General features: G+C 34.9%; 9 protein-coding genes. 2 read left to right on the top strand and 7 right to left on the bottom strand.

The genetic code is table 11. The features are described from left to right. Positions 1-43 precede the first annotated feature (43 nt). From EGI22_RS02950 to EGI22_RS02930, 5 genes are read right to left on the bottom strand one after another with little or no spacing between them, the layout of a single operon-like run. The gene (locus tag EGI22_RS02950; RefSeq protein ID WP_255066266.1) at positions 44-2992 is read right to left on the bottom strand and encodes a hypothetical protein; all 2949 of its coding nucleotides are present in this window, start codon (positions 2990-2992) and stop codon (positions 44-46) included. Beyond that, entirely contained in the window at positions 2989-7770 is a 4782-nt protein-coding gene (locus EGI22_RS02945) for a CUB domain-containing protein (protein ID WP_255066265.1), read from the bottom strand. Before EGI22_RS02945 ends, EGI22_RS02950 begins: the two co-directional genes overlap by 4 nt. Further along, positions 7767-9335, bottom strand: coding sequence for a hypothetical protein (locus EGI22_RS02940; RefSeq protein WP_255066264.1), 1569 nt, complete (start codon positions 9333-9335; stop codon positions 7767-7769). Before EGI22_RS02940 ends, EGI22_RS02945 begins: the two co-directional genes overlap by 4 nt. Continuing rightward, the gene (locus tag EGI22_RS02935; protein WP_255066263.1) at positions 9332-9868 is read right to left on the bottom strand and encodes a hypothetical protein; all 537 of its coding nucleotides are present in this window, start codon (positions 9866-9868) and stop codon (positions 9332-9334) included. The genes EGI22_RS02940 and EGI22_RS02935 overlap by 4 nt, the downstream gene beginning before the upstream one ends. Positions 9869-9870: 2 nt before the next feature. After that, on the bottom strand, positions 9871-10200 hold the full coding sequence (locus EGI22_RS02930) for a LytTR family DNA-binding domain-containing protein (RefSeq protein ID WP_255066262.1): 330 nt from the start codon (positions 10198-10200) through the stop codon (positions 9871-9873). 163 nt (positions 10201-10363) lie between these two features. Here EGI22_RS02930 and EGI22_RS02925 point away from each other — a divergent pair, with 163 nt between their 5' ends. After that, positions 10364-12334, top strand: coding sequence for a sensor histidine kinase (locus tag EGI22_RS02925; protein ID WP_255066261.1), 1971 nt, complete (start codon positions 10364-10366; stop codon positions 12332-12334). Positions 12335-12342: 8 nt separating this feature from the next. Here EGI22_RS02925 and EGI22_RS02920 read toward each other — a convergent pair whose 3' ends face one another. Further along, positions 12343-12990, bottom strand: coding sequence for a response regulator transcription factor (locus EGI22_RS02920; protein ID WP_255066259.1), 648 nt, complete (start codon positions 12988-12990; stop codon positions 12343-12345). Between the two features lie 85 nt (positions 12991-13075). After that, positions 13076-14185: a DEAD/DEAH box helicase gene (locus tag EGI22_RS02915; RefSeq protein WP_255066257.1), complete on the bottom strand. Its 1110-nt coding sequence runs from the start codon at positions 14183-14185 to the stop codon at positions 13076-13078. A gap of 152 nt (positions 14186-14337) precedes the next feature. Between EGI22_RS02915 and EGI22_RS02910 the strand changes: the two genes are divergently transcribed. After that, entirely contained in the window at positions 14338-14517 is a 180-nt protein-coding gene (locus tag EGI22_RS02910; protein WP_255066256.1) for a hypothetical protein, read from the top strand. Positions 14518-14827 lie beyond the last annotated feature (310 nt).

Genomic DNA, 14827 nt, shown 5'->3' with positions numbered 1-14827 from the left:
TACCTGTAAAATTTCGACATTGACTAAAGGTTTACCTGTATGCTCATTGATTTTTAATTTCTAAAGTGCCGCCATTTAAATTGATTACGCCGCCATTCATTTGTATGGTTTTCACTTCGTTGCCTGTGTTGGGTATTGTTACGATATGGGTATTATTTATTTTCGTTGTATTGGTGGATGTTGGTGGAGTGTTGGAGTTCCATGTAGCGTTAGCATTCCAATTTCCTGTTGCAATAGTTTCGAAAATCTGAAGTGCCTGATTGAATCTCAATAACTCATTGCCTATTGTACCATTGTCAGCATCAAAATAAGAATAGCCATTCAATTCGGTAAAACTATCCGCAAAACTTCCCTTTGGGCCAGGATTTATATCATAAAAAAACTGGGTGTTTGCAATAGTGCCATCAGTTTTCCATATTTCTTGACCATGAATCAAATCATAAAAAACAAAACCAATTTCATTTTCACTTATGTTAAAAATGTAATTTTTGTTTCCATTAAAAAATGAGTTGTAATTTTCATAATCAACTGTAAAAGAAGAGAGTTCTGAAGTGCCTAAAACTGTACCATCGCTAATCCATAATTTATTCGTAAAATACTCTTCGCTATTGCTTACATAGAGATATGAATGCGTATAAAAATAAAACTTATTGCCCTTAACGAAAATTGAAAAAGGGTACAAATTATAGGTTAAATCATTTATTTCAAGCGATGAATTGACGGAAGTAACAGTAACATCTGGCGAAACTACTTTTACGAATGTAGTCCCTATATTAGTTCCATCAGTTTTCCATAGTTCGATATGTGCTTGATAATTATTGCAATTTATAATTGTAAAATATACCTGATTATTAAAAACAAACAGCTTACTATTTCTATCGATGAAATATCCAAAAGTCGAACCTGTAAGTTTATTAAAATCGTAAATAGCATTGGTATTTGCAGTTGTTCCGTCAGACTTAATCAATGAAAGTGTCTTTCCGTCATTACTTGTTGTTAAAAAAGTATAAAAACTACCATTATGTGAAATCGTTTTGACATCATCAATATATGACCAATCCGTACCTGGATTCATGTCTTTTAACAAGACAGTGCCCGTTATTGTACCATCAGTTTTCCAAAGTTCTTTGCCGTACAAATTGCTATTAGCAAAAAAAAACAATTCATTATTATGGTTAAAGAAATTAATAGGAAATGAACCTCCCACCCCTGAATATATGTCTTTTAGAAAGGTCCCAACCCCATTTTCGTTTTTCCATAACTCATTACCATTTGCCCCATCAGTCTTTCCATAAAATGCATTATTGTTTAAGACCCCAAAACCTCCAAATCCAAGAGCCGTTGGCTCTACGGTAGTTGTTCCAGAAGAGGTACCATCTGACTTACAAAGAAATTTTCCTCCGTTAGTAAAATAAAAGTTGGTATTATCAATATTTCTGAATTCAAAATCATTATTAAATGAGTAATTTACTGCAAAATCTTTTAAAATTTGAGTGCCTGGAATCGAACCATCAGTAAAATACGGATTTTTATTATAAGGATAAAATGCTCCATAATTGGATGAAGCACTGAAGTAAATTCTATTTCCAATTTTTGTAAGATCAAATGGATTTGAACTATAATTTATAGTTAATATATCTTTTAGTAAACCTGTTCCAGCTGCTGTTCCGTCACTTATAAAAGGTTTAAATGAACTAGTAGGTCCATAATAACCCGTAAAAACCAATTTATTATTTATATCCCAGTTGCCAGCTCCTTTAAATGAAATTCCGTCGCTGCTACCAGGTAGCAAATCAGCAATTATATTGGTATTTACAGTTGATCCATCTGTAGTATACATTTCTCTTCCATTGGCTGCTGTAATTGCCATAAAAAAGGTTTTCCCATTGATATATTGAAAATCCATAGGATTACTATTTCCTGTTCCAACGTTTATATCTTTAATAAAGGAAGTGCCAGCGATAGTACCATCAGTTTTAGATAGTTCTATACCTGTAGAAAAAGTAGAAGATCTAAAATATAAAGTAGTGTTTGCACAAAAACATAAATTATCGAAGGTACTAAATTGGCTATTTACTGCATCAGAAAGTGCAACAGTTCCTGCTTCGGTCCCATCAGTTTTGTAAAGTTTATATGCAGTACCATTATTGGCAACAAAAAATAATAAACCATTACAAGTTGTAAAAGTATTGCCGATAGGTGAAGAATTACCACTACCAAGATTCAAGTCGACGAATAAATGAGTTCCAGAGGCTGTACCATCTGTCACCCAAAGTTCATAACCGTTAGTAATATCATAGTTTACGTAATAAGCCTTTGTCCCTAAAACCCCAAATTTATTAGGATAAATATTGGAATTTGTATTTATATCAATAATTTTGGTAGTACCATTGAAAGTGCCATTTGACAGCCAAAGACTTGAGCCTCCACTTTCTCGTACTGAAAAAAGTGCCGATCCATTTAAATTTGTAATTTCACCTATTCCAAAAAATGAAGGCATTCCAAAATTACTTATTAATGTGGTACCTGCAATTGTTCCATCTGTTTTCCAAAGCTCTGAAGTAGTACCTCCTACTGGAACAAAAGTAAAATACAATTCATTGCCTATCAACACTTTAGGATTGTAAAGCAAAGATGGGACATTTAATATATTGGTTGTTCCAGTTGCAGTACCATCAGTTATCCATAGTTGATTTACTCCGTCATTATTTACCTCAATGAAAAACTTAGTAGGTGTTGAAATTAAGATATTTAAAAATTTAACATTAGAAAACTCAGTTAAGACCTGAATTGTTCCTGAATTAGTGCCATCGGTCTTCCAAAGTGAAAACTTATCGCTTGTATTTGAAGCAAAATACAAGAACCCATTTATTTTTGCAGATGAGTTTAATAAATTGGGGTATTGAAAATTATTAATATTCTTTACTATTTCAAGTGTTTGTCCAAAAACAACTTGATTAATTAGAATTAATACAACTATTATCTTTCTCATTGATTTTTAATTTCTAAAGTGCCACCATTTAAATTGATTACGCCGCCATTCATTTGAATGGTTTTTACTTGATTGACTGAGTTCGGTATGCTTACTGTGTGAGTTGAATTTATTTTAGCAGTTTTGGTTGCATTAGGTAATAATGTATTAGTAGGCGAAATCCAGGTGCTGCCAACATTCCAATTGCCGGTGGTGATGGATTCGAAGATGGCGGCAAGAATTCCTTTTTGAATATAAAAATTTGACAATCCTGATGCTGTTACATTTATCATAGTGATACCATTTTGTTGACTGGCTGAATTTTGATTTACTAAAAGACCTCCTGAGCTATAATTAGGCACGCAAACAGTTGAATATAAATTTCTAACACTTAATTCAGGAACAGTTGCTGCTAAGTTGGAAATCTCAGCATTTAACATGAAAAACTGAATATCAGCTGAATTCACACCATTTCCATTTATAAAAAAATTTCTATTGCCATAAGGAATACTTGACCCATCGTTTCTAGCAGAAGCTGAAACATTTAAGGAAGGCATATAGCCTATAGCTGAACCAGAGGTTTGTTTAAGGTTTAATATGAGCTTACCAGTAATGTCTGTCATGGATATCCAGCCTCTGTAGTTAGGGTTTGTTGGAAAAATGGTTTTTCCAATGGTGCAACTTCCTGTCGATGCCAACATGGATGTAGTCAGCTCTTGCATGGTTATGCAAAAAGAACCCTCATCAAATAGGCTACCTTGCTCTACATTTACGTAGTATGTATTACCTGCCACTAAACCTGAAGCGTATAGGTTTGACATCCCGATATTTACCCCATTGCTATCAGCACATGCAATATTTGTAAATGTGCCAAAATCATTAACATCTGTGGCTGAAAAAAGACCCAAACGAGTGTACTCCAAAGTACCTCCAAGGTAATCGGTTGAAATTTTTACTGAACCAGAAGGAGGTGCCACAAACTTATACCACATAGCTTTTAAACTACTAGCTTTAACACCTCCACCTGCAAAACTTACAATATAATCGCAGCCTGGAAGCACCTCTCTGTTATTATGGCTTGCATTTGAGATATTATAAGGAACACCTGAACAAGAGCTATTCAGAGTGATGGCATTTTGTGGTAAATCATTGGCTACTTTAGTATAAAAGCCATCAGGTAAGGCCCGCCATATCTCTTTTACTCCATCGGTTACGCATCGTACCCAAACATAATAATGGGTATTTGGAATGAGATTTTTTAAAGAAACCGAACCGTTGGCATAAAAGGTAGGTGTTGTACTTGGAATAGGTGTGGTTTGTGAAGTTGAATGGTAAAACTCACTACCACAACCATACCAAGAAATGGTTGCAGTAGTACTGGTAGTGGGCCCATAGCTTATTGAAGTTAAACTTGTTGGACCTTCCCCGGCTGGCTCACATAATGATATTGCAGCATCCCAACCTGGTCCTGTTGAAAATTGATCAATATTGGTAAATACAAATGTGAGTTGACCTGTAGGTCCCGTGGCGGTATAAGTTGTAGGTAAATTATACTTGGTATAGGTTCCAATGAGTTCACTACTCGCATTGGGTCCATTATACATTTTCAGATTGCTAAATTTATCAATATTAAAGGAGTTGAAAGTTACTTTAACCTTTAAATTTGGAGCGGTAGGCGTAAAAACCGTTGTAACAGGTGCAGAAGCTGAATAATTGCCCGATGGTCCACCAGGGTCATAAAAGTTAGTAGTACAAACTGGATTTGTATTTGTGAAAGTTACCATGGGACAACTAGCACAGCAACCACCTGCATCGCCACTGTAATTAGTAGGAATAACCTTTAAATAATAAGTTGTGCCTGCCAATAAAGAATTGGGTGTGAAAGTAGTAGTTGAAGCATTCAAATAAGCCATTTGTGATATTGGCGGATTCGAAGTACTTAACAAAACTTTATAGTTTAAGGGCGTAGTTCCACCAACAGGTGCCGACCAAGTAATTGGTGAATTGATGGCCACATTGGTCGCCCCATTAGCTGGACTGGTAATAGTTGCACAATTTGGAGCTGCACCTGGGTCATATACACATATTTCAAAAAAAGAATTTGGCTCAATATCTTCGTCCCACACTCTTATATATATTTGATCGCCAGGACTTAAACCATTCAAACTTAAAACGACATCACTTTTGGTATCACATAAATATTTAAAATAAGTATTGCTATAAATTGCCATACCAAGTTTAGAAGAATAATGCAGAACACCGCGATATGGACTTAGTTTAAATACCATGGCACCACTCGCTGGCACAGTTATTTTAAACCAAAGGTCTTTAACGGAAGCCTTACCACAAGATGGATTTGTGACCGAACTGGTATTGGTAGCACCTTGAAATGAATAACTTGGTGAATAATCAAAGTTACATATAGTTGAGACTACTGGTAAGGTAATAGCACCTGTTGGCTCATCCTGGGTTGGAGATATGGGCATGGTCCATACCTTTATATATTTCCATTCGCTTTTATTTGTATTGTCACAATTGCTCCTCACATAAACATAATAGGATGTATTTGCCGAAAGGCCTGTTAATAATCTATTTAAACTCGTAGTACTATAAGTGGGGGTAGTAGTAGCTGTGGGCACTATATTAGTTGTAACAAAAATATCATATCCAATACCTGGAGGGACTCCTGAGGCGGTCCAACTTAATAGAAATGACGTGGGTGTGATATTAGAGGCAGACAAGACGAGAGGCATATAACAGGTTGGTGGTGCTGTGCATGTAACTGGTGCTGCCCACCCATTCCACGAATTTGCACCTCCAGCTAAAAATTTGAATGTTAATGCTCCAGAACTATGGGATGAGATAAATTGTTCTGGGATATTATTGGTGTGAAACTTGCCTAATGATGGTGAATTGACATCAGGCCCGTCAAATACATATAAGGTATCTTTCCCATATGCCGATTCCAGCTGGAAAGTTGTGAAAGTTACTTTTACTTTATCTGTTGCTACAGTTGGATGAATTGTAGTAACAGTGGAGTCATTATAAGAATATTCACCTGTTGGTCCTCCTGTGTCATAATAAGTTTGGCCACAGGTAAGTGGTGGGTTTTTGAAATAGTAAATTCCGGCCTCACAACCAGCATGCCCAGTTCCTTGATTTTCAATATTTTCTGGTCGTATTTTCCAATAAATTGGTTGGTCGTAATAATATCTGGAATTACTAAAAGTATATGTTGTGGCAGGTGCAGATATTTGAATTGGATTTGTTAAATTATTAATATGTTCATCTAGATATAATTTGTAGCCTGTCGGTGCGGGGCCTGTGGTAGGGGCATTCCAAGTTAAAGTAGGTGCCAATGAAACATTTGTAGCACTATTTGCAGGCGAAACAAGTTGGCTGCAATTTGGTGAGCCTGGCAATGTTGAAAAGGAAAATGAATTACTTGCTTTACAATTATTTGAATTATAAGCCCCATAGTTTGCTTTTACAAACCATTTATAATTTGTACCCTTTTCAAAAGGGATATTAGAATAAGATGAATAAGGATTATGATTAAAAGACACACTATTTCCCGAAGCAGAAACAGAATCGGTTGTTGCCCAATTATCGCTACTATAATAAAACCAATAGCTTGAAATGCCATTAATGGTATTCCAATTAAAGCCTGCTCCAGATGCAAAGTTAGGAGGTGCTCCAGCATAGCTCATGCCAGAATATCCATTTATAGGTAAAACCAAACTTACACATGGCACATATACTGCAGATTTCCATGCGGAAAAGCTTCCCCCACACTTGCTACGCACATGTGCATAAAGAACAGTATTACTTACTGCTGTTGTGACAGATGCTGAAAGTGAAGTTGTATTTGTACCGCTGGCTGGGGGCATTTGGCTTGTTGAAAAAGCGTATTCATAAGAACTTGCCCCAGCTACAGAAGCCCAGTTAAAGCTCGCATTTGGTGTGGTCACTGAAGTAATATTAACGTTTGCAGGAGGTTTACAAACAATGGTTTGCGGAGTCCATATAAATGTTAAACCAGAATTAGGAACATTCAAATTATTAAATGCTACCATTGCAGTATTAGAAATACCTGCCGTTGTGGCATTCCAAGCACCAGTCCCTACTCTATTATTAAAATCAGTTGGAGTTTCGCCTCCAAGTCCCACTTCTGCTCCAGCATTGGCTGCTATTCCGGTACAACTTCCAAATACTACTTTTACTTGGTTACTGGTTTCTAAAAGCTGAATTTGAAAGTTAACATTATCACCAATAAGGCCATATTCATGTACATTGGACCATTGTATAACACAGATTCTATTTGGAGCTGTCCCGATAGTTTCGACCCGAACCTCAGAATTAGGGTTGGCAACATTATCTTTCAGCAAACCAGCAATTCTATTCCTTAGATGAGCTCCTGATGAGGGAATTCCATCGGATAAATTATATACATTGGCATCTACTGCAGGGCTAAAACTACTTGAACCCAAACTTATAACGCCATTGTAACTTACACCAATCCTATCAAAGACACGATTATTGAAAATAAAATCAAAGCCTATGGGTAATCCCGCTGCATTAATATCACAATAATAGCTGATCCCACGACATATCCCAGACGGGTTATTTTCATCAAAAAACGTTTCGTATTTTGAATTGAAAGTGCCATAAACCTTGCCTCCAGTAATGGGTATGTAGGTGCCGTTTGTTTGGCTAAATGTATAACCACTAACTTGTGCTAATCCAATTTGATTAAAACAAAATAATATTATGGCTAACATGTAAACTATCTTTCTCATTGATTTTTGATTTCTAAAGTGCCACCATTTAAATTGATTACGCCGCCATTCATTTGTATGTTTTTTACTTGATTGCCTGTATTGGGTACGGTTACTATGTTTGAACTATTTATTTTAGCAGTTTTGGTTGCGGTTGGTAAAAGCGTATTTGTAGGCGAAATCCAGGTGCTGCCAACATTCCAGTTGCCGGTGGTGATGGATTCGAAGATGGCGGTAGAAATTACAAACTTTAAAGTCCAGTAATCATAATTACCAATTCCTATTTCTGTTTTATCACCTGAAATTGGCCCCTCCGAAATTCCAGTAATAACTAAGCCGCCATCCACTGATTTTGAAAGAGCATTTGCATAGTCTGTAAATGTACTTCCGATGGTTTTATCCCAAAGTTTTTGACCCAAATTATTCACTCCAACTAACCAAATATCTTCACCTCCTATTGGTGATTCAGTTTTACTGCCCGAAATAGGGGATTCTGAACTTCCGGCTAAAATAAAGGAACCATCTTGCAAGGCAACAACTACTCTTGGCCGCTCATAACCAGTTCCCCCAAAGGCTTTGTCCCATTCTTTTATACCCGAGCTATTTATTTTTACAAGCCAGTAATCATCTGAACCGAAATTGGCCTCAGATTTTTCAAAAGAAATATCTGAGCTGGAATGCCCTAAAATAGCAAAACCACCATCATTTGTAGGTACTAAAGAATATGGCACATCACTATGGTTTCCTCCAATAGTCTTATCCCAGAGTATTTGCCCAGAGTTATTTAGTTTAATTATCCAAAAGTCCCAAACTCCTCGATTACTTTCTGTTTTATCGTAGCCAATGACCGAATCCGAATTCCCAAGAATTAGAAAACCACCATCGGTTGTGGATACAATAGACCTGGAATTATCGAAACCTGGTCCACTTATTTGTTTGTCCCAAATTTTTGTTCCCGCACCATTTATTTTTACAACCCACATATCACCATAAACATGACTAGAAGGATTATCCTCTGTTTTATCTCCTGAAATATCAGAGTTTGAGTCACCTGCAATAACAAATCCCCCATCCGAAACAGAGGTTATTGCCCTTGCCTCGTCCCTTCCACTTCCCCCAATAGATTTATCCCATATTGGTTGACCAGTACTGCTTATTTTAATTATCCAAAAGTCATTTCCACCCTTACTCGCCTGAGTTTTTTCTCCTGAAATACCTGAGTTGGAGTAACCAGCTAATATAAATCCACCATCTGAAGTAGCTACTGCGGCAGTTGCAAAATCTTCCCCGTTTCCACCATAAGTTTTCTCCCATTCTTTTTGCCCAAGACTGTTTAATTTTACAGCCCAATAGTCATTATTCGGAAAACCAAATTCATTTACACCTCCTCTATTGGCTTCGGTTTTGTCACCACTTATCCCACTACTCGAACTTCCTAAGATCAAAAAACCTCCATCATTGGCAGCCACAATAGCTGTTGCATAATCATAAGCATTACCACCAACTGTTTTATCCCAATCTTTGGTTGGTACTTGACTCATGGCAAGTTTCGAAATTAAGTATAATAGAAAATGAATCTTTTTCATTTCGCTGCCAAATAATCAATAATTATATATGCCTCCGTAAAGCCAATGCCAAAACCCTTCGATCGGAGGTCGTCAGACAAGGTTTTCCATTTGCTATCTGGCGTAAGCCCTTTTTTATAATAATAATGAAGCCTAAGATTACTTTTATCCAGCACTTCTACTATTGCTGGTTGTTTTTCGGTAAGACCGGGTCTTTGAAAATTAATTTCGGATTCATTTTTTATCCATTCCCAACTTAAATTTTCACTTAGTTCATTATATACTTCAAGAGCATTATAAGTACCATCACTTTTAAAAGTTATATAGGCAAACGAAAAATCAGTATAGTAAGGCCCGGTAGTTTCTGTGGCCAGCTGTGAAATACTCCGTGTAGGTGTATTTGGTGTTCCAATGGTATATTTAAAGATATTCCACTTTTGGGCGGTTATCAATTTTGTTTTGGCACTTGTGGTGTCCACTGGAGTTACTGTTTCAGCTTCCTGACATTGCCAAAAAATAAATGGTAAGGCGATATAAAGGAGTGTTTTTCTCATTATCAATTCCCGCTCATCAATTGGTTAAAATTTTGCCCCAAATGCTCTTTTCTACGTCTTGACACCAAAACAGAATGGTTATTAATCAAGCGTAAAGAGCTTGATTCAATGCAACTTATGTAGTTGAGATTGACGATGCACGATTTGTGTGACCTGAAAAAATCGTTACTCACATTAAACTGTTCTGATAGTTTTTTGAGCGTTTTGGCGATGGTGATTTTTCCGCCATTTTTCAGGTAAAAAGTAGTGTAATTGATTTCGCCTAAAAGGTAGATTACTTCATCTGGCATTACCTTTTTCTTTTTTAGTATACTGATTTCTTGACTTTTCATGGGACATTTAAATTATGCTACAAATTTGCTAAGCCCTTTTTCTCCAATCAATCCATGATTTCTTGTATATTATTTCAATAGCATACAGGTAAACCTGTATTTTGTCAAAAAACTTTGGAATAGCTTGTTTTTTACCTTACTTCAAAAGATTTTTCGCTAAAACATGAAGAAACTTTTTTTCATTTTAATATTTTTCTTACCATTTAATGCCATTGCTGGTCGCCCACTAATAGATAGTCTGGCAAAAGAAGTGATGTTATTAAACAAAAAGCCTCAAAGTTTAAAAAGAGACACCTTGCTGGTTACGGCTTACTGGAGGTACTCTTATTATTCTATCTATTTTCATGAAAAAAATGCAAAACTTAGGCTTGATTCTCTTGAAAACCTAACAAGGAGAATTAAATGGAAGGTTGGTGATGGCATGTTGCTAATAAATAAATCCTATTATTCTTCCTATTTTGACAATGACTTTTCAAATGGATTAGCACTATGTCTAAAAGCAAAAGATCTGCTCGAAAACACAAAAAACTACGAGGCATTGGCAACAGCAAAATTGAGAATTGCCTCAATAATGCTTTGGAATATTCAAAACATTCCAGAAAATAAAAATGAATTTTTAAAGAAAGGAATGAAAATTTCTGAGGAAATTTATGAATTGGGAAGAAAAACCAAAAATGCTGACATTATGTGTTCTGGTTTAATTTACGAAGCCAATTATCTTAATACTTCAGGGAGTATACCAAAGACAATAGAAACTTTAAAAAGAGCTGAAAATTTGATGACGAATCAGAAAGTAAGTTATTTGACAGAAAATTTAATTTATGGAATGTTGTCAACCACTTATAGTGCTTTAAAAGATTCAAAAAACGCCATATATTATACAGAAAAGACTCAAAATCTAGCCGAAAAGCAACAAGATTATTATAGTTTACTGTCAATTTATAGATTTAAGGCCGAATTAGAAATAGCTAATGCTAAGCTTGATAAAGCTCAAGAATATCTAGAAAAATCCTATTTTTATGCAAAGAAATTTGAAACTCTGAAATTCATTTCTTTAACGGAAGGTTGGTTATATGGTGTGCATAAATATCAAAACAATAAAGAAAAAGCCCTTGAATATTTAGAACTTTACATAAAGCATGAAGACTCTTTAACAAATGAAAAAACACAAAAAATTTACGCAGATTATGATTTAGCTACCAAAGAATCAAAAATTCAAAAACTTGAAAATCAGAGTCTTATAAGTAGTAAAATTGCTATTGAAAAAGAAATAAATTATTTGAAGATTTTTAAATTAAAAGAAGATTCTTTAACTCTCCAAAAAAACAATAAAATCCAGACAGATTATAAATTAGCCAAAAAAGAAGCTCAAATAAAGACCCTTGAAAACGAAAAACTACAAACAGAAGCCAATAGAAATCAGCTAATTCGCAACATTTTGATTTTAAGTTTATTTGCAGGATCTGGATTTGCATTATATTTATACAAAAACAATAAAAACCTCATTGCTAAAAACAGAGAAATCAAGGAGGCACTTATCAAAGGACAAACTATTGAGCGTAAAAGAGTTGCTCAAGAACTCCATGATAATCTATCAGCAAAAATATCAGGTATTCGCTGGCGTTTGGAGTCCATTCAACCTAAGTTTGAAACTGAAAAACAAGGGAATATCTATAATTCAACAATCAACGCTCTTGCTGAAGTTTACACGGATGTAAGGTTAATTTCGCACAATCTATTGCCAGAAGATCTCGAAACTAAAGGTTTAAAGGTTTCTATTGAAAAACTAATCGAGGAACTAAATTCTTTGGGAAAAACTCAATTTACAATCCAAATATCTGATAGCCTTGGTAGGTATGAAAGTAGAATAGAATATGAGATTTTCAGTTTACTACTTGAGATTTCAAACAATATTTTGAAACACTCCCATGCTCAAGAGGCAATTGTAAGCTTAGAAAAATTTGGAAATACGCTGCAATTGAATATTTCTGACAATGGTGTTGGTTTACCAGAAAATGCCGAGAAAAAAGGTATGGGAATGCCAAATTTGCGGTCTAGAGTGGCATCATTGAAAGGGAAAATAGATTTTATTAATGAAAATGGACTAAAAGTAAATATACAAATCCCAGTTTAAAGCCATTTTTAAATAATACTATTTTTCAAAGCGAACTTCACCAAACCAATTGAATTTTTAATACCAAGTTTTTTCAAAATGTTATGACGGTGGGTTTCGACAGTTGCAGGACTTAGAAATAATTTCTCAGCGATTTCATTGGTAGAATTTTCCTCTGCTATAAGTTTTATTATTTCAATTTCTCTAATCGATAATTTAGCCAAATCATCTTTCAAATTATCTCCCACCAAATCTGATATTTTTTTGTCTCTATTTAAAAGCTCAAAAACAACCGATTCACTATAATATTTCTTTCCAGAAGATACAACTTTTATGGCTTTTTCAAATTCTTCCTTTCCCGCTTTTTTCATTACATACCCCGAAACGCCTGCTTGAAAAGCTTCCTGAATAGTTTGAACTTCCTCTGAAACTGTAAGCAATAGTATTTTAATTTGAGGGTATTTTTGACGAATTTGGTAAGTAAGCTCAATACCATTCATTTGAGGCATATTATAATCTGTCATTACCAGATCAATATTTTCATGAAAATTTAGAGAATCAAAAAGCTCTTTTCCATTATTAAAAGTGGCCACCACTTCATATTCGGGTATGGTTGAGAGCAAAATCTCTATACTTTCCAAAATGAATTGATGGTCATCGGCTATCAAAATACGCATGGGACATTATTTGATTTACACCGCAATATAGTAAATTTTAATAAAGTCTTCCTAAACCATAAAAACCTTAAGCTTTACAAACCCATTAAATCTTCAAAAACTTTATATTCAAGTTTTTCTCTATTACTCTAATTATTTGTAATTCTTCCGAACTTACAAAAGCAATCGAAATACCTCTTTTGCCTGCTCGAGCGGTACGTCCACTTCTGTGTGTGTAGTATTCTATTTGGTCAGGAAGCTGATAATGAACCACATAGCTAAGTCCTTCAATATCAATACCTCTGGCCGAAATATCCGTCGCCACCAAAACTTGTATTTTCTTATTTTTAAAGGCTCGCATCACTTTGTCGCGGTCTCTTTGCTCTAAATCACCATGTATGGCATCAGTAGATATACCTTTGGCTTTTAGTCTTTTAGCCACCATTTGAGCATCATCTCGAGTTCTCACAAATACTATTCCTCTGGCAGCTCCTTGGGATTCTAAAAACTTCAGAACGTAGTCAAACTTAACCTTGTTTTCACAGATAAAAAACTGGTGCTCAATCTTATTATTTACAACTTCTTGCTTGCTTACGCTCACTTTGTGAACATCAGGAGCCATGTATTTTTCCATGAGTCTCTTTAAGGAATCTGGAACAGTTGCCGTAAATAACCATTTGATATTTTCAGGATGTATTTGTGCTATTATCTCATCTATGGCATCTTTAAAACCCATGCTTAGCATTTCGTCCGCTTCATCTAATACTAAAGTTTTCACTTTACTGATATCCAAAGCTTTTCTTTCTAACAAATCCTTCAATCTACCGGGAGTGGCCACCACAACCTGCGTTGGACGCTGCAACCTAGCCATCTGAATTTCAATCTTTTCACCTCCATATACTGCTTCTGCAAATACTTTTTCAGAGTATTTTGTCATTTTAAAAATCTGCTTGGCTATTTGTTGGCATAATTCTCTGGTTGGCGACAAAACCAAAACTTGAATTTCTTTGATTTTGGGATTGAGTCTTTGCAAAAGGGGAATTCCAAACGCTACTGTTTTACCAGTTCCTGTTTGAGCCTGACCAACAAAATCCGTATTGTTTTTTAAAAGATAAGGAATTACAAGTTGCTGTATTTCAGAAGGTTTAATTATTTTATTTTCCTCGAGAGCCTTTATCAAATTTTCGGTTACTCCGAGTTGCTTGAATGTTTCCAATGTCAAAAAGTGTTAATTGAAATACAAAGGTAGGGATTTAATGGGGGAATTGGATATGAAGCCAATTTCCTGAATGAAAGAAAAAATGAAAGATTCAAAACTCTACTTTTGAAAAAAAATATTATATTCGAATACTTTTAAATATAAAGAAAATGGCATCTGGAGTAATTATTAATAAAAAGAAATTTTTCATAGCTTCCAATAAGGAATATAAAGTTCTTCAAAAAAATGCTATTCTAGGTGTTGAACAAGATGATTTGTTTACCATTGAAGAAGCCCGGAAATATAGTAGGAAACTCATAAATCTATGGGCAAAAGAAAAATCAGAATAAAAAAATCTGCATCTGAAAGTATCTCTTCTATCTCATTTTATATAGAATCCAAACGCTTAGAAAAAACAGCGGAAAATATTCTGACTCTGTATATGATTTTATTGAAAAATTAGACTCTGAATTCAAAATCTATAGACTTTGCTGAGAAAAAAGTAGAGCGGCATTAGGTTTGAAATGTGTCAATTTTCATAAGAAGTACACCATTGTATTTTTTGAAAATGAGAAAGAAATAATTATTTCTGAATTCAGACCATCAAAGTTGATATTTTGGTAACATAAAAAAGAGCCTTCCGGCTCTTTTTTACTATTC

The organism is Lacihabitans sp. LS3-19 (assembly GCF_024343575.1).
In the GTDB taxonomy this organism is placed as follows: Bacteria; Bacteroidota; Bacteroidia; order Cytophagales; family Spirosomataceae; genus Leadbetterella.
This window is presented reverse-complemented; position numbering and strand designations above follow the sequence as displayed.